17 protein-coding genes are annotated in these 19,786 nt (G+C 66.2%); 13 read left to right on the top strand and 4 right to left on the bottom strand.

The features are described from left to right. Positions 1-95 precede the first annotated feature (95 nt). Complete coding sequence (locus NOF55_RS16090; RefSeq protein ID WP_306410074.1) at positions 96-1,112, bottom strand: polyprenyl synthetase family protein; 1,017 nt, start codon at positions 1,110-1,112, stop codon at positions 96-98. A 205-nt stretch (positions 1,113-1,317) separates the two neighbouring features. On the opposite strand from NOF55_RS16090, the gene NOF55_RS16085 reads away from it, so the two are divergent. From NOF55_RS16085 to glyS, 9 genes are all read left to right on the top strand, one after another. After that, a complete protein-coding gene (locus NOF55_RS16085; RefSeq protein ID WP_306410075.1) occupies positions 1,318-1,539 on the top strand; it encodes a putative signal transducing protein in 222 nt (73 codons plus the stop codon). After that, positions 1,536-2,342 (top strand): tRNA1(Val) (adenine(37)-N6)-methyltransferase, encoded by an 807-nt coding sequence (locus NOF55_RS16080; protein ID WP_306410076.1) that lies wholly within the window; start codon positions 1,536-1,538, stop codon positions 2,340-2,342. Before NOF55_RS16085 ends, NOF55_RS16080 begins: the two co-directional genes overlap by 4 nt. Before the next feature lie 82 nt (positions 2,343-2,424). After that, on the top strand, positions 2,425-3,285 hold the full coding sequence (locus NOF55_RS16075) for a S49 family peptidase (protein WP_306410077.1): 861 nt from the start codon (positions 2,425-2,427) through the stop codon (positions 3,283-3,285). A 13-nt stretch (positions 3,286-3,298) separates the two neighbouring features. Then, entirely contained in the window at positions 3,299-3,493 is a 195-nt protein-coding gene (locus tag NOF55_RS16070; protein ID WP_306410078.1) for an NfeD family protein, read from the top strand. A gap of 124 nt (positions 3,494-3,617) precedes the next feature. Beyond that, positions 3,618-4,574, top strand: a complete 957-nt coding sequence (locus NOF55_RS16065) for a glycine--tRNA ligase subunit alpha (RefSeq protein WP_306410079.1) — start codon at positions 3,618-3,620, stop codon at positions 4,572-4,574. Positions 4,575-4,656: 82 nt separating this feature from the next. Further along, positions 4,657-5,211: a LemA family protein gene (locus tag NOF55_RS16060; RefSeq protein ID WP_306410080.1), complete on the top strand. Its 555-nt coding sequence runs from the start codon at positions 4,657-4,659 to the stop codon at positions 5,209-5,211. Between the two features lie 8 nt (positions 5,212-5,219). After that, complete coding sequence (locus NOF55_RS16055; protein ID WP_306410081.1) at positions 5,220-6,482, top strand: 3-phosphoshikimate 1-carboxyvinyltransferase; 1,263 nt, start codon at positions 5,220-5,222, stop codon at positions 6,480-6,482. After that, positions 6,479-8,416: a DUF2207 domain-containing protein gene (locus tag NOF55_RS16050; RefSeq protein ID WP_306410082.1), complete on the top strand. Its 1,938-nt coding sequence runs from the start codon at positions 6,479-6,481 to the stop codon at positions 8,414-8,416. Before NOF55_RS16055 ends, NOF55_RS16050 begins: the two co-directional genes overlap by 4 nt. A 98-nt stretch (positions 8,417-8,514) precedes the next feature. Beyond that, the gene (gene glyS, locus NOF55_RS16045) at positions 8,515-10,689 is read left to right on the top strand and encodes a glycine--tRNA ligase subunit beta (protein WP_306410083.1); all 2,175 of its coding nucleotides are present in this window, start codon (positions 8,515-8,517) and stop codon (positions 10,687-10,689) included. Positions 10,690-10,911: 222 nt separating this feature from the next. Here glyS and NOF55_RS16040 read toward each other — a convergent pair whose 3' ends face one another. Continuing rightward, positions 10,912-11,382 carry a plant virulence effector HPE1-like domain-containing protein gene (locus NOF55_RS16040; RefSeq protein WP_306410084.1) on the bottom strand — a complete coding sequence of 157 codons (471 nt, stop codon included), beginning with the start codon at positions 11,380-11,382 and terminating at the stop codon, positions 10,912-10,914. Between the two features lie 173 nt (positions 11,383-11,555). Beyond that, complete coding sequence (gene purD / locus NOF55_RS16035; RefSeq protein ID WP_306410085.1) at positions 11,556-12,827, bottom strand: phosphoribosylamine--glycine ligase; 1,272 nt, start codon at positions 12,825-12,827, stop codon at positions 11,556-11,558. A 316-nt stretch (positions 12,828-13,143) separates the two neighbouring features. Here purD and NOF55_RS16030 point away from each other — a divergent pair, with 316 nt between their 5' ends. The 4 genes from NOF55_RS16030 to ubiA all read left to right on the top strand — a co-directional run bounded on the left by NOF55_RS16030 (position 13,144) and on the right by ubiA (position 18,861). Then, positions 13,144-15,450: a Tex family protein gene (locus NOF55_RS16030; RefSeq protein WP_306410086.1), complete on the top strand. Its 2,307-nt coding sequence runs from the start codon at positions 13,144-13,146 to the stop codon at positions 15,448-15,450. Between the two features lie 126 nt (positions 15,451-15,576). Continuing rightward, positions 15,577-16,833: a cyclopropane fatty acid synthase gene (locus NOF55_RS16025; protein ID WP_306410087.1), complete on the top strand. Its 1,257-nt coding sequence runs from the start codon at positions 15,577-15,579 to the stop codon at positions 16,831-16,833. Between the two features lie 124 nt (positions 16,834-16,957). Then, entirely contained in the window at positions 16,958-17,761 is an 804-nt protein-coding gene (locus NOF55_RS16020) for a MipA/OmpV family protein (RefSeq protein WP_306410088.1), read from the top strand. A 140-nt stretch (positions 17,762-17,901) separates the two neighbouring features. Then, positions 17,902-18,861, top strand: coding sequence for a 4-hydroxybenzoate octaprenyltransferase (gene ubiA / locus NOF55_RS16015; RefSeq protein ID WP_306410089.1), 960 nt, complete (start codon positions 17,902-17,904; stop codon positions 18,859-18,861). Positions 18,862-18,960: 99 nt separating this feature from the next. On the opposite strand, the gene NOF55_RS16010 is transcribed toward ubiA, so the two are convergent. Beyond that, positions 18,961-19,527: a DUF6101 family protein gene (locus tag NOF55_RS16010; protein ID WP_306410090.1), complete on the bottom strand. Its 567-nt coding sequence runs from the start codon at positions 19,525-19,527 to the stop codon at positions 18,961-18,963. Positions 19,528-19,786 lie beyond the last annotated feature (259 nt).

Here is a 19,786-nt window from a genome sequence, read left to right as displayed (position 1 = left end):
CCGGGCGGACAGAACGGATTTCCGCAAGCCGAGTCATTCATACGCAGGATGGCTTTTTTGTAGCGATGCCGCAAGAAATCCGTTTTTCCATATCCTCAATTTACGCGGCCGATGCAGAAGTCGATCACTTCCATCATTGCGTCCTTGTGGGCCCCGTCGGGCAGCGGCGCCAGTGCGTCGCGGGCGATGGCGCCATAATGCTCGGCGCGGGCGATGGTGTCCGTCAGGCCGCTGTAGCGGGTGATCAGCCCGAGCGCCTTTTCGAGATTCTCGTCGCTGGTCTCGCCGTTCTCGATGGCCTTGCGCCAGAAACTGCGGTCCTCGGCCGTGCCGCGCCGCCAGGCAAGGATGATCGGCAGCGTGATCTTGCCCTCGCGGAAATCGTCGCCGACATTCTTGCCGAGGTCGGCGGCCTTGCCGCCATAGTCCAGGACGTCGTCGACGAGCTGGAAGGCGAGGCCGAGATTCATGCCGTAGGATTTCAGCGCGTTGCGGGTCGAGCGGTCGGTGCCGGCGATGATCGGGCCGACTTCCGCCGCCGCGGCGAACAGCGCCGCCGTCTTGGCGCGGATGACGGAGAGATAGTCGTCCTCGGTCGTTTCCATCTTCTTGGCGACGGAAAGCTGGAGCACCTCGCCCTCGGCGATGACGGCCGACGCGGTGGAAAGCACGTCGAGCGCGTCGAGCGAGCCGACATCGACCATCATGCGGAAGGCCTGGCCGAGCAGGAAGTCGCCGACGAGCACGCTCGCCTGGTTGCCCCAGATGGTGCGGGCGGTGGACTTGCCGCGCCGCAGGTCGCTTTCGTCCACCACGTCGTCATGCAGGAGCGTGGCGGTGTGGAGGAATTCGACGCTGGTCGCCAGCTTGATGTGGCCCTCGCCCTGATAGCCGAACATGGCGGCGGAGGCGAGCGTCAGCATCGGGCGCAGCCGCTTGCCGCCGGAGGAGATCAGGTGATTCGCCACTTCGGGGATCATCTGCACGTCGGAACCGGCCCTGGACAGGATGAGCTGGTTCACGCGCTCCATGTCCGGCCGCGTCAGGTCGACGAGGGGCTTGACCGAAGCCTGTTTGTTCTTGCCGTCTTCAAGCGGTATCACGACGCCCAAGGATGAAACTCCTGCTCACTGCGCCGCCGCGCCGTCCTGAAGGGGTGGCGTGGTCGCAGACCTGAAAAAATGCCGCATAACGTCCATCAATAAACCGGAATTGGGTTCGAGGCGTATGCACTGTGTTGCCCTAAGAATAAAAAGGGGCCGGTGGCACGGCAAGGGTGAATCGTTTCAGTCCAGAAAAATTGAGGAATCGGCCAATATGCGTGAACTGATCCGGACGAATGACGCAGTGATCCTTTCCTTCGCGGAAAGCCTGATGAAGGATGCGGGCATTGCCTGTATGATCGCCGACCAGTCCATGAGCGTTCTGGAAGGCTCGCTCGGGCTTCTGCCGCGCCGCTTCCTCGTCGAGGAGGCGCGCGGTGCCGAGGCCCGCCTGATCCTCGTCGAAGCCGGGCTGGAATCGGAGCTGGTCGCTTGAGCCTTGTCGAAGACATTCATGCCGAACCCGCGAGGGCCGAAACCGTCGATGCCTTCCACCGCGGGCGCTTCCACCTCGTCCAGCCGAAGGGCAGGGGGCACCGCGCCGGCGTGGACGCCATGCTGCTGGCCGCGCTCGTCGATGCCGCCGGCCCGGTTCGCGTCGCGGATCTCGGAGCGGGAGCGGGGGCCGCCGGCATGGCGGTCGCGGCGCGGATCGGCCAGGCGCAGGTGGTTCTCTACGAGCGCTCGCCGGATATGGCCGCCTATGCCCGCAAGAGCCTTGCGCTTGCCGAGAACGCCGCGATCAGCGATCGCGTGTCGGTCATCGAGGCCGATGTGACGCTGAAGGGGCGGGCTCGCGTCGCCGCCGGCCTGCCCGACGACACGTTCGATCACGTCGTCATGAACCCGCCCTTCAACGACGCGGATGACCGGCGCACGCCCGACAGGCTGAAGGCGGAGGCCCATGCCATGACGGAGGGGCTGTTCGAGGACTGGATCCGGACCGCCGGCGCGATCCTGAAGCCCGGCGGCCAGCTTTCGCTCATCGCCCGGCCGCAATCGATCGCCGACATCATCGCCGCCTGCGGGCGCCGGTTCGGCGGGCTGGAACTGACGGCGCTTCATCCGCGCCCCGGCGAGGATGCGGTGCGCATTCTCGCGACGGCGATCAAGGGGTCGCGCGCCCGGCTCCGGCTGCGGCCGGCGCTGGTGATCCACGACGGGGAGGCGCACGCCTTCTCCCCACTGGTGGACGATCTCAACAACGGCCGCGCGGCGCTGGCCCGCAACGGCCGCTGAGGCGATTCGTCCCGCCGGGCACTTGCGGTCGACCCCGGACGTCATACATGTGGGAAAACCTCCAACATGGATTCGTGCCGGAATGAAGAACCTCATCAAACGCCTGCTGCCGAAGCGCTTCCGCAAGGAAGGCACCGTCATCCCCGTCGTGCGCCTGTCCGGCGCGATCATGACGGGCGGCAGCGCCCTGCGTCCGGCGCTCAACCTCGCCTCGGTCGCGCAGATGCTGGACAAGGCCTTTTCCGTGAAGAAGGCGCCCGCCGTGGCCGTCATCGTCAATTCGCCGGGCGGCTCTCCGGTCCAGTCGCGGCTGATCTTCGCGCGCCTCCGGCAGCTTGCGGAGGAAAAGGACAAGAAGGTCCTCGTCTTCGTGGAGGATGTCGCCGCCTCGGGCGGCTACATGATCGCGCTGGCGGGCGACGAGATCATCGCCGATCCGACCTCCATCGTCGGCTCGATCGGCGTCGTTTCCGGCGGCTTCGGCTTTCCCGAACTGCTGAAGAAGATCGGCGTCGAGCGCCGGGTCTACACCTCCGGCGAGAACAAGGTGATCCTCGATCCGTTCCAGCCGGAAAAGGCAGCCGACATCGAATACCTGAAAACCCTCCAGCACGAGATCCACGACGTTTTCATCGGCATGGTGAAAGCCCGGCGCGCCGCGCGTCTCGCCGACGATCCCGACCTGTTCTCCGGCCTGTTCTGGACCGGCACGAAGGCGCTCGAACTCGGCCTGATCGACGGTCTCGGTGATCTGCGCGGCACGCTTCAGGCCCGCTACGGCAAGGATGTGAGGCCGGAACTGGTCACGGCGGCCAGGGGCTTCTTCGGCCGCCGCATTCCCGGTGTCGATGCCGGCGGACCGGAGCGTATCGCCGCAGCCGCCGCCGGCGGTCTTGCGCAGACCGTCGAAGAAAGGGCATTGTGGGCCCGCTTCGGACTGTAATCGCGGGCTTCGCATGACACGTATTCTCTTCTTCATCGCCGTTGCCGCGGCGGTCTACTGGTTCTACCGCCGCTTCACCGCGGATGCGAAAAGCCTGACGCGCAAGCAGAAGCGTCGGTCGCGGGAGGTGCGAAACCGCGCGCACGGCACGCTCGTGAAGGACCCGAAGACCGGCGAATACCGGGTGAAGAAGGACGACGAAGAGTAGGGGTTGCGAAAATCGGCCGGGGCGGCAGCCGCCCGGAACAGGGCGCGAGGCCTATTCGCGCTTGACCCCCGCGCTTCGGCGTGGCACTCGTCCGCATCCGAAAAACAAGCAAGCGCCTCCGTCCATGAACGCCACGAACCTGCCCGCTCACATGCATCCCTCGCGCTCCTTTCAGGGGCTGATCCTGACGCTCCAGACCTACTGGGCCGACAAGGGCTGCGCCATTCTCCAGCCCTACGACATGGAAGTGGGTGCGGGCACGTTCCACCCGGCCACCACGCTGCGCGCGCTCGGCCCGAAGCCGTGGAAGGCGGCTTATGTGCAGCCCTCGCGCCGCCCCTCCGACGGGCGCTACGGCGAGAACCCCAACCGTCTCCAGCATTATTACCAGTATCAGGTCATCCTGAAGCCGAACCCGTCGAACCTTCAGGAGCTTTACCTCGGCTCGCTGGCGGCCATCGGCCTCGATCCGCTGGTCCACGACATCCGCTTCGTGGAGGACGACTGGGAAAGCCCGACGCTCGGCGCCTGGGGTCTCGGCTGGGAATGCTGGTGCGACGGTATGGAAGTCTCGCAGTTCACCTATTTCCAGCAGGTCTGCGGCATCGAATGCGCGCCGGTGGCCGGTGAACTGACCTATGGTCTCGAACGGCTGGCCATGTACGTTCAGGGCGTCGACAACGTCTACGACCTGAACTTCAACGGCCGCGAGGGCGACGAGAAGATCACCTATGGCGACGTCTTCCTTCAGGCGGAGCAGGAATATTCCCGCTTCAATTTCGAATTTGCCGACACCGAACTGCTGCACCGCCACTTCATCGACGCGGAAAAGGAATGCCTGGCGCTTCTTTCCGCCGGCGCGCCCGGCGATTCGAACGGCCTGCACAAGTGCGTCTTTCCCGCCTACGACCAGTGCATCAAGGCGTCGCACGTCTTCAACCTGCTCGATGCGCGCGGCGTGATTTCGGTGACGGAGCGCCAGAGCTACATCCTGCGCGTGCGCACGCTGGCCAAGGCCTGCGGTGAGGCCTTCCTGCTGACGGAAGCCGGTGGCGTGAATGCCAGGCGCGAAGCGGCCTGACGGGCATGGCGCGCGGGCGGGGTGACATTTCCTGCTCGTCCGACTAGTCTCCGGGCAAAACATGAGCCGGAGGAGTCTCCCTGTGTCGACCTATATTCTTCTCGCGATCGTGGCGGTCGCGCTCTATGGCGTCTTTCTCTACAACGGCCTCGTCAGGGCGCGCCAGATGGCGGAGGAAGCGTGGTCCGGCATCGACGTGCAGCTCAAGCGCCGCGCCGATCTCGTTCCGAACCTCGTCGAAACGGTCAAGGGCTATGCTTCGCACGAGCGCGAGACGCTGGATGCGGTGATCGCCGCCCGTAACAGGGCCATCGCCGTTCCGGCGGGCGATGTCGAGGGCCGCGCGGCGGCGGAAGGCGTTCTGGGCCAGGCCCTCGGCAAGCTCTTCGCACTTTCCGAAGCCTATCCCGACCTCAAGGCCAACGAGAATTTCCTGGAGCTTCAGCGGGCCCTCGACAGTCTGGAGGGCGAGGTGCAGATGGCGCGCCGCTACTATAACGGCGCCACCCGCGACCTCAACGTCAAGGTCGAGAGCTTCCCGTCCAACCTCGTCGCCAGCCGGTTCGGCTTTGCCAAGAAGCCCTATTTCGAAATCGACGATCCGGCCGACCGCGCCGTTCCGTCCGTGACATTCTGAAGGCCGCAATGACTGCCGACAAACTGACCATCCTGCCGCCCGCCCGACCGCTTTCCGGCGCGGTGAGCCCGCCGGGCTCCAAGTCGATCACCAACCGCGCCCTGCTGCTGGCCGGACTGGCGAAGGGCGAGAGCCGGCTGACGGGTGCGCTGAAAAGCGACGACACGCTCTACATGGCCGAGGCGCTGCGCGCGATGGGCGTCGCGGTGGAGGAGCCCGATGCGACGACCTTCCTCGTCCGCTCGGCGGGCGTCCTGAAGGAACCGTCCGGGCCTCTCTTCCTCGGCAATGCCGGCACGGCGACCCGCTTCCTGACGGCTGCGGTTTCGCTGGCGAAGGGGCGCTTCGTCATCGATGGCGACGCGCACATGCGCAAGCGGCCCATCCTGCCGCTGGTCGAGGCGCTGCGCTCGCTCGGCGTCGCCATCGATGCGCCGACCGGCTGCCCGCCGGTGACGGTCGAGGCCACGGGCGCCTTCGCAAAGCACCGCGTCGTCATCGATGCCGGCCTGTCCAGCCAGTACGTGTCCGCCATCCTGATGGCGTCGGCGCTGGCCGATGCGCCCTTCGAGATCGAACTGGCCGGTGCCGAGATCGGTGCGCGCGGCTATATCGACCTGACGCTGGCGGCCATGCGGGCCTTCGGCGCGCGGGTGGAGCAGGTGTCGCCCGCCATCTGGCGCGTCGCGCCGACCGGCTATACGGCGACCAACTTTCACATCGAACCGGACGCCTCGGCCGCCACTTATCTCTGGGGCGCGGAAGTGCTGACGGGCGGCGCGATCGATATCGGCACGCCGGCGGACGCCTTCACCCAGCCGGATGCCCGGGCCCACGCGGTCATCGCCGCCTTCCCGCACATGCCGGAGGTGATCGACGGGTCGCAGATGCAGGATGCGATCCCGACGATTGCCGTCCTTGCCGCCTTCAACGAAAAGCCGGTGCGCTTCACCGGCATCGCCAATCTGCGCGTCAAGGAATGCGACCGCATCCGCGCGCTCTCCACGGGCCTGAACGCCATCCGCCCCGGCCTTGCCGAAGAGGAGGGCGACGAGCTGATCGTCCATGCCGATCCGTCGCTGGCCGGCCAGCGCCTGCCGGCGGAGATCGACACCTTCGCCGATCACCGCATCGCCATGAGCTTCGCGCTGGCCGGGCTGAAGATCGGCGGCATCGCCATCCTCGATCCCGGCTGCGTGGCGAAGACCTACCCGGCCTACTGGGATGCGCTCGCAAGCCTTGGCGTCGGATTCAGCCGCGAGGCCGCATGAAAACGCTTCTTCGCTTCTTCGTCGTCCTTGTCCTCGCCCTTGGCGCTGCGGCGGGCGCTGCACGGGCGCAGGAATATATTCAGTCCTACCACGCGGATATCGAGGTTTCTCCCGAAGGACCGCTGACGGTGGTCGAGACCATCCAGGTGCGGGCGGAAGGGCTCAATATCCGGCGTGGCATCTACCGCGATTTTCCCCTTTTCCAGACCGGGCCGGGCGGGGCGAGGCGCGAGGTCGATTTCAGGGTGATTTCGGTGGAGCGCGACGGCCAGCCGGAAAACTGGTTCACGGAAAGCATTTCCGGCGGCGTGCGCATCTATACCGGTGATCGCGACGTGCTCCTGGCCCGCGGCCCGCATGTCTACCGCATCACCTACGAGACGGGGCGGCAGATCCGCTATTTTGAGGATCACGACGAGCTTTACTGGAATGTCACCGGCAACGGCTGGCGGTTCGCCATCGCCGAAACCTCGGCCACCGTCACCCTGCCGCCGGGCACAAGCGTGCTGGAGACGGCGGTCTACACCGGCCGCCTGAACGAGACCGGCCAGGATGCCCGCGCTGTCGTCGAGGGCAACAGGGTTTCCTTCTCCTCGACCCGTCCGTTCCGGGCGGGCGAGGGGCTGACCATCGCCGTCAAGCTGCCGAAGGGCGTCGTCGCGCCGCCTTCGGCAAGCGAGGAGCGCCGGTGGTGGTTCCGCGACAACCGCGTGCTGATCGTCGGCATCGGCGGGCTGCTGGCGGTCCTCGCCTATTATTTCCGCGCCTGGACCGCGGTGGGGCGCGATCCGCCCGCCGGTGTCGTGGTGCCGCGCTGGGACCCGCCGGAGGGCATTTCGCCGGCGCTGGTCAACTACATCGACAACAAGGGTTTTTCCGGCCAGGGGTGGACGGCGCTGTCCGCCTCGGCGCTCGACCTCGCCGTCAAGGGTTACGTGACGCTGGAGGACCTGAAGCGGTCCATCGTCATCCGCCGCACGGACAAGCCGCTGTCCCCGCAACTGCCGGCGGGGCAGGCCGCGCTCCTGTCGGAAATCGGCGCGGCAGGCCGTGAACTCGTCATCGACAAGGCCAATGGCGAGCGGGTCCGCACGGTGGGCAGACGCTTCCGCGCGGCCATCGAGAAGGAGCATAGCGGTAAATATTACCGCAGCAATGCGGGTTACATCGCCGGCGGCCTCGCGCTTTCGGCGGCGGCTCTCGCCTGCCTTCTGGCGTTCGGGGGGCTGCGAGGCGACGAGGTGGCGCTGATGGTCATGCCGGTCGTGGTGGCTGTTTTCGCCGGCCTGATCGCGGTGAGGATCGGCAGGAGCTTCCGTCCGGGCGGTTCCCTCGCGAGCCGAATCGGCGCGATCATCGTCCTCGGCTTCATCGGCACCTTCTTGCTCAGCGTCCTCGGCACGCTCTTCGCGACGGTGATGACGGAAACGGCCGATCGCGCCGCGATTGTCACGCTGCTCGCCGGCGGCGGCATCGCTCTGGTCAATGCGCTGTTCTTCTTCCTGATGGGCGCCCCGACGCCGCTCGGGCGCCGCCTGATGGACGGGATCGAGGGGTTGCGCACCTATCTGAGGCTGGCCGAGAAGGACCGTATGAACATGGCCGGCGCGCCGGAAATGTCGCCCGCCCATTTCGAGAAACTGCTGCCCTATGCGGTGGCGCTCGGCCTCGAGAAGCCGTGGACGAAGACCTTCGAGACCTGGCTGGCCTCCGCCGCCGCGGGCGCTGCCGCCGCAACGAGCTACCAGCCGGTCTGGTACGCCGGCAATCTCGGCTCGTTTTCCGACCGGATCGGCAACTTCTCCTCCTCGATGGCGTCCACCATCGCTTCCACCATTCCCCAGCCGTCGCCTTCCTCCTCCGGTTCCGGCTTTTCCGGCGGCGGCGGTTTTTCAGGCGGCGGCGGCGGTGGCGGCGGCGGGGGTGGCTGGTAAGGCCCTTTCCGGCGAAAACCTGGCCCTTGCGGCGTGACATTTCCCCCGCGGCTTGCTAGAGCCTGCCGCAATCATTCCAACAGTCAAAGTCAGCGACAATGCCCGATCTTCTGCTTGAACTCCGCTCCGAAGAGATTCCCGCACGCATGCAGCGCAAGGCTGCCGGCGACCTGAAGAAGCTCGTCACCGATGCGCTGGTGGAAGCGGGCCTGACCTATGAGGGCGCGCGCGAATACTGGACGCCGCGCCGTCTGGCGCTCGACATTCGCGGCCTGACCGCCCGTTCCGCCGATATCCGCGAAGAGAAGAAGGGCCCGCGCACCGATGCCAACGAGAAGGCCATCGAAGGCTTCCTTCGCGGCGCCGGCCTTTCGTCCGTTGCCGAGGCGCAGGTGCAGAGCGATCCGAAGAAGGGCGATTTCTATGTCGCCATCGTCGAGAAGCCGGGCCGTCCCGCGCAGGATATCGTCGCCGAGGCGATGCCGGGCATCATCCGCAATTTTCCCTGGCCGAAATCCATGCGCTGGGGGGCCGCCTCCGCCCGGCCGGGGTCGCTGCGCTGGGTGCGCCCGTTGCAGTCGATCGTCTGCACGCTCGGCTCCGAACATGACGAGACGACCGTCATTCCGTTCGAGGTGGATGGCATCGTCGCCGGAAACGTCACCTATGGCCACCGTTTCCACGCGCCGGACGCGATCACCGTGCGCCGCTTCGAGGACTATGCCGCGTCGCTGGAGCGGGCCAAAGTGGTGCTCGACGCCGAGCGCCGCAAGGATATCATCCTGCACGATGCCCGCGATCTGGTCTTCGCCTCGGGGCTGGAACTGGTCGAGGACGAGGGCCTGCTGGAAGAGGTCTCCGGCCTCGTGGAATGGCCGCAGGTGCTGATGGGCTCCTTCGAGGAGGAGTATCTGGCGATCCCCTCGGAAATCATCCGCCTGACCATCAAGACCAACCAGAAATGCTTCGTCACCCGCGCGCCCGGAGCGGAGACACTGTCGAACAAATTCATTCTGGTTTCGAACATCGCCGCGACCGATGGCGGCCGGGAAATCGTCCACGGCAACGGCAAGGTCGTGCGCGCCCGCCTGTCGGACGCCAAGCACTTCTGGACCCGCGACCAGGGCGACCTGCCGGACCTCGGAACGCTGGAGGCCTCCGCCGCGAAATTCGGCCTCGATCTTGCCAGGCCGCTCGACCAGCGCATGGCCAAGCTGGACCATCTCAATGTCACCTTCCATGCCAGGCTCGGCTCGCAGGGGGAGCGCGTCAGCCGCATCCGGGCACTCGCCGCCGAACTCGGCAAGACCGTCTTCGCCGGCATGACGGAGACCGCGAAGGTCGCGGAGCCGGACATCGCGAAGCTTTCGGAAGCCGAATTCCTGAAGCTGGTGGACCGTGCCGCAGTGCTCGCCAAGGCCGACCTGCGCACCGAAGCGGTCGGGGAGTTCCCGGAGCTTCAGGGCGTCATGGGCCGCAAATACGCCCTGCTTCAGGGCGAGGCCGAAGCCGTCGCCGCCGCCATCGAGGACCATTACAAGCCGCAGGGCCCTTCCGACCGGGTGCCGGCCGGGCGCGTGGCGCTGACGGTGGCGCTGGCCGACAAGCTCGACACGCTGACCGGCTTCTGGGCCATCGACGAAAAGCCGACCGGCTCGAAGGACCCCTATGCCCTGCGCCGGGCCGCGCTCGGCGTGGTGCGCATCCTGCTGGAACGGGATATCCGCCTGCCGCTGCTGCCGGTTGTCGGCAATGCCGATCTTCTCACTTTCTTCCATGATCGCCTGAAGGTCTATCTGCGCGACCTCGGCGCGCGCCACGACCTGATCGACGCGGTGCTGACGTCCGAATCCGACGACCTGCTGATGATCGCCCGCCGCGTCGAGGCGTTGACGGCCTTCATCACCGGCGATGAGGGGTTGAACCTTCTGGCCGGAACCAAGCGCGCCACCCAGCTTCTCGCGGCGGAAGAGAAGAAGGGAGCCGTCGTCGGCGATACGATCGACGAGGCGCTTCTGAAGCTCGATGCGGAAAAGGCGCTCCACGCGGCAATCCGCACCGCCTCGGCCCAGGCGGCGGAAGCCGTGCAGGCGGAAGACTTCCGTGGCGCGATGAAGGCCCTGTCGGCGCTGCGCGCCCCGGTCGACCGCTTCTTCGAGGACGTGCTGGTCAACGACGAAGACCCGGCCATCCGCGCCAACCGCCTGGCGCTGCTGAAAGCGATCCGCGCCGCAACCGGCACGGTCGCCGATTTCTCGAAGATCGCCGGCTAAGGGGGCTGCCGTAGCATACAGAAGCCGCCGGAGTGACGCGGCGGTTCAAACTGCTGACAAACGGTTCATTGCCCACTTTCGTCATGGTCGGGCTTGACCCGACCATCCACCGCGCCGCTTGCGGCGTGGAGCCTTGGGGCTCGAGCCCGAGGGTGACAAAGGAGAGGGTACGTCAATACATTAAGCCGCCGGATCGCTTCGGCGGCTTTTTTTATCGCATTTCTACCGCAGGCGCAGTTCGAAGTCCGGGAAGTCGTTCGGCGGTGCGGCGGGGGCTTGCGGGGCGACGGCGGCGGTCGTTGCGGTGGAGTCGATGCCGTCGGCGGGGGGCGGGGCGGCGGCGACGGGGGGCGTATCGGTGCCGATCAGCGGCTTGCCGGTCATGGCCGCTTCCATTTCGGGCGTCAGCCTCTGGTAGAACACGGCCGGCGAGCCGCCCATCCACCTGTCGGTGCGCATGATGACGCGCTCGCCGTGGAAATCGCGGATTTCCTCTTTCTGCACGCCGCTTTCCAGCACGGGCACCTTGTATCCGGAATAGGTTTCCGGCGGCTTCGGCGCCGGGCAGTCGGGGCAGCTCATGCGGATGATGCTGCCGTTTCCAAGGCGCGTGCCGTTGATCACCTCGATGGACGAAGCGAAGGACGGTGCGGCGGCAAAGGTTGCGATGGCGGTCAGGGCAATCACGCGCATGACAGTTTCTCCCTCATCATGGGGAGACGATAGCGCCGCTTCGTTTCGATCCCGTCAGAAGAAAGGGTAAAATTTGAATGAAGCGGCCGCTTCCGGGCAAAAACGGCGGCGCGTGAGCAGCCCTTTCGCCCGTTCGTGCGCCAGAACGGGGCAGTATTCGTTTGCCCCGGGGCTCAGACCTTTTCGCGGGCCACGGCGCGCCAGCCGATGTCGCGGCGGCAGAAGCCGTTTTCCCAGTCGATGCGGTCGACGAGCGCATAGGCACGGGCCTGCGCCTCGGCCACGGTCGCGCCGGTCGCCGTCACGTTGAGAACGCGCCCGCCGGTCGCCACCAGTTGGCCGGACTTCAGAGCCGTTCCGGCGTGGAAGATCTTCTCGCCTTCGCCGGTTTCCGGCAGCGGGGCGATCGGCGTGTTCTTCTCGTAGGAGCCCGGATAGCCCTTCGAGGCCATGACGATCGTCAGCGCCGGGCCATCGTGCCATTCGGCGCTCACCCGGTCGAGCGTGCCGGTGGCGGTAGCGTGAAGGAGCGGCAGGAGGTCGGATTTCAGCCGCGTCATCAGCACCTGGCATTCCGGATCGCCGAAGCGGACATTGTATTCGATCAGTTCGGGGCCTTTTGCGGTGATCATCAGCCCGGCGAAGAAAACGCCGCTGAACGGATGGCCGTCCGCCGCCATCCCGGCGATCGTCGGCTCGATGATCTCCCTCATGGTGCGCTCGACCATCTCCGGCGTCATGACCGGGGCGGGGGAATAGGCGCCCATGCCGCCGGTGTTCGGGCCGGTGTCGCCGTCGCCGACGCGCTTGTGGTCCTGCGCGGTCGCCAGCGCCAGCGCGTGCGTGCCATCGGACAGCACGAAGAAGCTCGCCTCCTCGCCGTCGAGAAAGGCCTCGACCACCACTTCTGCACCCGCTTCGCCGAACGTGCCGGAGAAGCAGTCGTCGATGGCCGCCAGCGCCTCGTCGAGCGTCATGGACACCGTTACGCCCTTGCCGGCGGCAAGGCCGTCGGCCTTCACGACGATGGGCGCGCCCTGTTCGCGCACATAGGCTTTCGCGCTTTCGGCGTCCCTGAAGCGCTGATAGGCGCCGGTCGGGATGCCGTGGCGGGCGCAGAGATCCTTGGTGAAGCCCTTCGAGCCTTCGAGCTGTGCGGCGGCGGCGGAGGGACCGAAGACGGCGATGCCGTCGGCCCGCAGCCGGTCGGCAAGACCGGCGACCAGCGGTGCTTCCGGCCCGACGACGACGAGGTCGATACCCTTTTCCGTCGCGAAGGCGGAAACGGCGGCGTGCTCGTCCGGGTCGATGCCGGCAGGCTCGGCGTGCTCGAAAATGCCGGGATTACCCGGCGCGGCATAGAGCGTTTCGAGAAGCGGCGACTGCGCCAGCTTCCAGGCCAGCGCATGCTCGCGTCCGCCCGATCCGATCAGGAGCACTTTCATGGTCAAATCCCCGCGAGAGCCTTTAGTGCGTAAGACAAAACGTACCTTACAGGGGCGGTTAAGGGCAGGGGGCGAAAAGGTCAAGCGGAGATTGGGATTGAGCCCCCCTCATCCGGCTGCCGGGACCTTCTCCCCGTCGGGGAGAAGGGGAAAACGGAGACCTCGTGGCATACCCCTTCTACCCTTGGGGAGAAGGTGGCGGCAGCCGGATGAGGGGGGCTCCCCGGCTTTCCCTGTGGAATCGAACACCCCCGCGTTGCCATGCCGCATTTCCCCGCTAGATTGCCGGCTCCTCATAACGAATCCGAGAGTGACGATGGCCAACGACATTCAATCCCTGAGCGTGACGATCGCGGCGGTTATCGGTGCGAAGCCGGCGCAGGCAGCGGCCGCCATCGAGCTTCTGGACGGCGGCGCGACGGTGCCGTTCATCGCCCGCTACCGCAAGGAAGTGACCGGCGGTCTGGACGACACGCAATTGCGCGATTTGTCCGAACGCCTCGTCTATCTGCGCGAACTGAACGCGCGCCGCGCGTCCATCGTCGAATCGATCCAGACGCAGGGCAGGATGACGGACGAGCTTCTGGGCAAGCTCAACGCTGCCGCCACCAAGGCCGAACTGGAAGACCTCTACCTGCCCTACAAGCCGAAGCGCCGCACCCGCGCCGAAATCGCCCGCGAACGCGGCCTCGGGCCGCTGGCCGAAGCGATCCTCGAAAACCGCGCCGCCGACCCGTCGAAGCTTGCGGAAGCCTATCTCACGCAGGAGGTGCCGGACGTGAAGACGGCGCTGGACGGCGCGCGCGATATCGTCGCCGAGGGCATCGCCGAAAACGCCGATCTGCTGAAGGTGCTGCGCGACCATATGAAGGCCCGCGCCGTGCTGCGGTCGAAGGTGGTGGACGGCAAGCAGGAGGCGGGCGCGAAATTCTCCGATTATTTCGACCATGTCGAACGCTGGGCCACCGTTCCCGGCCACCGGGCGCTCGCCATGCTGCGCGGCTGGAACGAGGAAGTGCTGTCGCTGACCATCGAGGTGGATCAGGACGATCCCTCGCCGGTCAAGCCGGCCCAGGCGAAGATTGCGGCCGCTTGCGATATCCGTGATCGCGGCCCGGCCGACCGCTGGCTGATGGATGTCGCCGGCTGGACCTGGCGCGTCAAGCTGTCCGTTTCGCTCTCGCTCGACCTGATGCGCGAGATGCGCGAGCGGGCGGAGGAAGAGGCGATCCACGTTTTTGCCCGCAATCTCAAGGACCTGCTGCTGGCCGCACCCGCCGGCTCCCGCGCGACGATGGGGCTCGATCCGGGCATCCGCACCGGCGTCAAGGTGGCGGTGGTGGACGGCACCGGCAAGCTTCTGGAAACCGCGACGGTCTATCCCTTCCAGCCGCGGAACGACGTGCGCGGCGCGCAGGCCGAGCTGGCAGGACTCATCCGCCGGCACAAGGTGGAACTGATCGCCATCGGCAACGGCACGGCCAGCCGCGAGACCGAGCGGCTCGTCGCCGACCTGCTGGCGGACCTGCCCGCGCCGAAACCCACCAAGGTGATCGTTTCGGAGGCGGGGGCTTCCGTCTATTCGGCATCGCAGACGGCGGCGAACGAGTTTCCCGGCCTCGACGTGTCGCTGCGCGGCGCGGTGTCCATCGCCCGCCGCCTTCAGGACCCGCTGGCCGAACTCGTCAAGATCGAGCCGAAATCCATCGGCGTCGGCCAGTACCAGCACGATGTCGACCAGGGCAGGCTCGGCCGCTCGCTCGATGCCGTGGTGGAGGATGCGGTGAACGCCGTCGGCGTCGATCTCAACACGGCCTCGGCGCCGTTGCTCGCCCGGGTTTCCGGCCTCGGCGGCTCGCTGGCGGAAGCCATCGTCGCCCATCGCGATCAGGAAGGCCCGTTCCGCAGCCGCAAGGAGCTGATGAAGGTGCCGCGCCTCGGTGCCCGCACCTTCGAGCAATGCGCCGGCTTCCTGCGCATCCCGAACGGCGCGGAGCCGCTCGACGCCTCCGCCGTCCATCCGGAAGCCTATGACGTGGCGCGCCGCATCGTCGCCGCCTGCGGCCGCGACCTGCGCGCGCTGATGGGCGACAGCGCGGCCTTGAAGGCGCTCGACCCGCGCCGCTTCATCGACGGGAAATTCGGCCTGCCGACCGTGAAGGACATTCTTTCCGAGCTTGAGAAGCCGGGCCGCGACCCGCGTCCGAGCTTCAGGACCGCGACCTTTGCGGACGGGGTGAACGAGATTTCTGACCTGAAGCCCGGCATGATGCTGGAGGGCACGGTGACGAACGTCGCCGCCTTCGGCGCCTTCGTCGATATCGGCGTTCATCAGGACGGGCTCGTCCACGTCTCGCAGCTTGCCGACCGGTTCGTGAAGGACCCGCACGAGGTGGTGAAGGCGGGCGACGTGGTGAAGGTGCGCGTGGTGGAGGTCGATGCGAAGCGCAAGCGAATCGGCCTTTCCATGCGCAAGGACGACGGCAGCACGTCAGCGGCCTCGCCGCGCGGCGAGCGCCCGGCGCCCGGCGGGCGGCCGCCGGCGAAAATGTCGACCCGGCCGGAAAAGCCCGCGCAGGGCGCGCTCGGCGCCGCACTTGCAGAAGCATTGAAAAAGCGTTGAGAAAAACTCATCATGACGCGATCACTCAGAAGTGATTTCGTCACTTCAAAGGGCTTGCCTCGCTGGCGCAAGGGATTAAGTTTCATGACACGGGCATGAAAGTTAATGCGGTTCCGGGGGTGTTGAATGACCTCTTCCTTGCGTTTGCTATTGCATAAAATCATTGCGACCGGCTCCCTCCGGTTGACGGACCATTCAGGAGCGACGGAAACCTACGGAGATGGCAGCGGAAAGGCCGTCGCCATCCGCTTCACGGACGAGGAGGCGGAGGAGGCCGTCGCCAACGACCCGCTCCTCAAGCTCGGCGAAATGTACATGGACGGCCGGATGGTGCTCGAAGAGGGCGACATCTACGACTTTCTGGCGCTGGTGAAGGAAAATACCCGCAGCGAGGCGCTCACCTGGAAGATGGTCGGCCTCACCGTCGCTCGCATCGCCGCCGCACAGGTCAGGTCCCGGCTGCCGGTCAACCACAACCGCCGCAATGTCGCGCACCATTACGATCTGAACGCCAGGCTCTTCGACCTTTTCCTGGATCGGGACTGGCAATATTCCTGTGCCTATTTCAATCCGCCGGGCATTTCGCTGGATGAGGCGCAGCAGGCCAAGAAACGCCATATCGCCTCCAAGCTTCTGCTCGAGCCCGGGCAGAAGGTGCTTGAGATCGGCTCCGGCTGGGGCGGGATGGCGATGTATCTGGCGGAGGCCGCGGCTGTCGACGTCACCGGCATCACGCTTTCGGAGGAGCAGTTGCGCGTCTCGCGGAACCGGGCCGAAAAACGCGCACTGGCCGACACGGTGCGCTTCAAGCTTCAGGATTATCGCTATCTGCCGCCGCAGAAATACGACCGCATCGTTTCGGTCGGCATGTTCGAGCATGTCGGCATCGGCAATTACGGCCGCTTCTTCGGCAAGGTGGCCGAGGTGCTGGACGACAACGGCGTGATGCTGCTGCATTCCATCGGCCGACCGAAGCCGAGCTATGTCACCAACCCCTTCATCGAGAAGTATATTTTCCCGGGCGGCTATATTCCGGCCGTCGGCGAGGTGCTGCCTGCCATCGAGAAGGCCGATCTTCTCATTCGCGACGTGGAAATCCTGCCGCTGCACTACGGCCATACGCTGCGTCACTGGCGCGAGCGATTCGTGGCGCGCAAGGAGGAGGCGGTCGCCCTTTACGACGAGCGTTTCTTCCGCATGTGGGAGTTCTATCTGGCCGGCTCGGAAATGGCCTTTACCCACGAGGAACTGTTCATCTTCCAGATCCAGATCGCCAGGAACCAGAACGTCGTGCCTGACAACCGCGATTACATCGCCGAGGCCGAGGCCCGGTATCGCACCTTCGAGGCGGGCCGCCCGCCGCTGGAGCCGGTCGCGTTCTGAGCGTCGCGGGTCTCTTCGCGCCCCGCCGGTTAACGCGACGGTAAGCCTAACGGATTATTCTCCGCGCAGTTGAGCGGCCCCGCCGGTGGGCCGTTTTGTATTGCGTTTTCCGGAGACATGATCTGTGTTCAAGCCCGCATTCGTTCTTCTCGCCCTCGGTTTCCCTCTTCTCCATGCCGGAACCGCTGCCGCGGAAGGCAGTCTCTGGTCCGGAAACTGGGCGTTGACGCTCGGTGGAACCGGCTTCGTCGGCCCGAAATTCGAGGGCTCGAAGAAGAGTTCGTTCCAGTTCTCGCCGATCATTTCGCTCGGCAAGCAAGGGGAGGGCCCGCGTTACGTCTCCCGCAACGACAACGCGTCCGTGTCCCTGTTCGACCAAGGCGCCTTCCGCGCGGGTATCGCCGGCAAGCTCGTCATGCCGCGCGATGCCGACGACGAGCGGGAATTGCAGGGCATGCGGGATATCAAGCTCGGCGTGGAACTCGGCGGTTTCGCGGAAGTCTATCCGACGGAGAATTTGCGCGTCCGCGGCGAAGTGCGGCAGGGCTTCCGTAGCCATCACGGTGTCGTGGCCGATGTCGCGGCTGATGCCTTTGTCGATGTCACGCCGAACATCCGGGTTTCCGCCGGCCCGCGCATCCGCTTCGCCAGCGCCGACTACTTCGACCACTATTACGGCGTTTCCGCCGCGCAGGCGGCGTCGGGCGGCCCGAGCGCCTACAATCCGGGCGGCGGCGTTCATTCGGTCGCCGTCGGCGGCGCCATCGATTGGAAGCCGACCGACAGGTTCACGGCGTCCTCCTTCGTGGAATATCGCCGCCTGACGGGCCCCGCCGCCGATTCCAGCCTTGTGCGTGAACGCGGCTCGGCCAACCAGTTCGTGGTCGGCCTGTCCGCCAGCTACAAGTTCAATTTCACGCTGGATTAGACGCGGCTCTGGCCCGACCGGGATCGCGCCGGCCGCGTGAGGCTTGACCACGGCCGGGGCGGGCCGGTACTGGAAAGGGCAGGGGAGCCGCCGCATCGTGCCGGCAGCGCAGTCCCCGTCTTCGGGTACGGGAGCCTTCGATGGCGGAAAGTGCAGGCAAGGACTGGCGCGTGTCGGACGCGCCGTCTGAAAACTGGGTCTATCGTTTCCTGCCGCGCGGCCTTTGGCCCTATGCGCAGCTTGCGCGCTGGGACAGGCCGATCGGCTGGCAGCTTCTGATGTGGCCCTGCTTCTGGTCGTCGGCGCTCGCCGCCAACGTCGCCAAGGCGGAGCATCAGTTTTACCTGCCGCTGTTCGTCTTCCATCTGTTCCTGTTCTTCGCCGGCGCGGTCGCCATGCGCGGCGCGGGCTGCACCTGGAACGACCTCGCCGATCACGACATCGACGCGCAGGTCGCGCGCACCCGGTCGCGGCCGCTGCCCTCCGGGCGCGTCACCCGCTTTCAGGCGAAGCTTTTCATGGCCGCGCAGCTTGCCGTCGGGCTGCTGGTCCTGCTCCAGTTCAATACATTCTCCATCCTGCTGGCCATCTCCTCGCTGCTGGTCGTGGCGGTCTATCCCTTCGCCAAGCGCTTCACCGACTGGCCGCAGCTCTTTCTCGGCCTTGCCTTCTCCTGGGGCGCGCTGATGGGCTGGGCCGGCATGTTCGGCACGCTCTCGGTCGCCGCCGTCCTGCTTTATGCGGGAGCGGTCGTCTGGACCATCGGCTACGACACGATCTACGCCCATCAGGACAAGGAGGACGACGCGCTGGTCGGCGTGCGCTCGACGGCCCGGTTGTTCGGAAGCCGGACGAAGATCTGGCTCTGGCGGCTTTACGGCGCGACTTTCGTCGCCATCGCGGCCTCCTTCGCGCTGGCCGGTGTCGGCGCGGCCGCCTATCTCGGCCTCCTCGCCGCCGCCGCCGTGCTGGTCTGGCAGATCGTCGTGCTCGATATCGACGATCCCGTGCAATGCCTCGCCCTGTTCAAGGCCAACGGCCGGGTCGGCGCGCTGGTCTTCGCCGGATTGGTGCTTGCCCTTTTCTTCCTCCCGGGCTGAGCCGGGAGGCGAAACGGAAAGGACCCGGCTTCGTGGGAAGCCGGGCCCGGTCATGCGCGGGGCGGTGGATGTGCCGGAACCGGAGAGCGATCCCGCGGTTCAGGTCCGCGCGATGATCTCCTTGCCCTCGATCTTCATCGCCACGCCGAGCGAGCCGGTCTTGCGGCGAACGAGGAAGCGCGGGCGGCGGTTGGCGAAATAGGAATGGCGCCGGCGTTGCGTCGCCATGTCGGGGCGCGGCTCGCCGATATGGTCTTCCAGCGGGCGGGCGATGCCGTCGGCCTCGACCATCAGCATCGGCAGGCGGAAGGCCACCGACCATGTGCGCCAGTCGGCGGCGATGTCGCAGAGATCGTGCGCGACCAGCAGCGGAATGCACAGGTTCGGGTCCTGGTGGTGAAGCTCCAGCGTCACCGTCATGCCGCCGTCGCCGTGGTCGATGGCGCGGGCGGCAATGCCCTTGAATGCGCGGGTCGGCAGGGCGAAGGAGATCGGCAGGCCGCTGGAGGGCAGCATCCGGCGCAGGACGGCGCCGCGCTCGTCGAGCGTCACGCTGACATTGCCGTTTTCTCCGCTCAGCGCGTACTCCACCTGCTGTGGAAAACGGGCCGGATCGATCCGGAGTGCTGCTTCTGCCCATGCGGGCTTGAGAACCGTGTTAGCCATCGAGATTCTTTCCCTTGTCTTGCCTTCGGAGTCTTCCGCTCCTGAAGTGGCGGGACGTTTTCGTCCTCTGATGGCTCTCACGATATCGCCGCTCCGTTCGATACCGCTTAAAAATCGCGGTAAAGAAACCCTTGCCGTTTCTGATGGTTAGCGGTTTTGCCAACGGACAGGGTTGAGAAAGTGTTTCCTCCTGTCCCGCAAGGAGACGCAAGCGCCAGCCGGCCGGGCCGGGAATGTGTAAAGCTTCGGTTAAGGAAGC

The sequence above is a fragment of the Ectorhizobium quercum genome, assembly GCF_026552795.1.
In the GTDB taxonomy this organism is placed as follows: domain Bacteria; phylum Pseudomonadota; class Alphaproteobacteria; order Rhizobiales; family Rhizobiaceae; genus Ectorhizobium; species Ectorhizobium quercum.
Note: the sequence above shows the minus strand (reverse complement) of the source record. Positions and strands in the feature narration are given on the sequence as shown.

What these genes read in the sequence shown, in the direction of transcription:
- NOF55_RS16085 (WP_306410075.1), top strand. Translation starts at nt 1,318, where the DNA reads ATGCGTGAACTGATCCGGACGAATGACGCAGTGATCCTTTCCTTCGCG.
- NOF55_RS16075 (WP_306410077.1), top strand. Translation starts at nt 2,425, where the DNA reads ATGAAGAACCTCATCAAACGCCTGCTGCCGAAGCGCTTCCGCAAGGAA.
- NOF55_RS16070 (WP_306410078.1), top strand. Translation starts at nt 3,299, where the DNA reads ATGACACGTATTCTCTTCTTCATCGCCGTTGCCGCGGCGGTCTACTGG.
- NOF55_RS16065 (WP_306410079.1), top strand. Translation starts at nt 3,618, where the DNA reads ATGAACGCCACGAACCTGCCCGCTCACATGCATCCCTCGCGCTCCTTT.
- NOF55_RS16055 (WP_306410081.1), top strand. Translation starts at nt 5,220, where the DNA reads ATGACTGCCGACAAACTGACCATCCTGCCGCCCGCCCGACCGCTTTCC.
- NOF55_RS16050 (WP_306410082.1), top strand. Translation starts at nt 6,479, where the DNA reads ATGAAAACGCTTCTTCGCTTCTTCGTCGTCCTTGTCCTCGCCCTTGGC.
- glyS (WP_306410083.1), top strand. Translation starts at nt 8,515, where the DNA reads ATGCCCGATCTTCTGCTTGAACTCCGCTCCGAAGAGATTCCCGCACGC.
- NOF55_RS16040 (WP_306410084.1), bottom strand. Translation starts at nt 11,382, where the DNA reads ATGCGCGTGATTGCCCTGACCGCCATCGCAACCTTTGCCGCCGCACCG.
- purD (WP_306410085.1), bottom strand. Translation starts at nt 12,827, where the DNA reads ATGAAAGTGCTCCTGATCGGATCGGGCGGACGCGAGCATGCGCTGGCC.
- NOF55_RS16030 (WP_306410086.1), top strand. Translation starts at nt 13,144, where the DNA reads ATGGCCAACGACATTCAATCCCTGAGCGTGACGATCGCGGCGGTTATC.
- NOF55_RS16025 (WP_306410087.1), top strand. Translation starts at nt 15,577, where the DNA reads ATGACCTCTTCCTTGCGTTTGCTATTGCATAAAATCATTGCGACCGGC.
- ubiA (WP_306410089.1), top strand. Translation starts at nt 17,902, where the DNA reads ATGGCGGAAAGTGCAGGCAAGGACTGGCGCGTGTCGGACGCGCCGTCT.
- NOF55_RS16010 (WP_306410090.1), bottom strand. Translation starts at nt 19,527, where the DNA reads ATGGCTAACACGGTTCTCAAGCCCGCATGGGCAGAAGCAGCACTCCGG.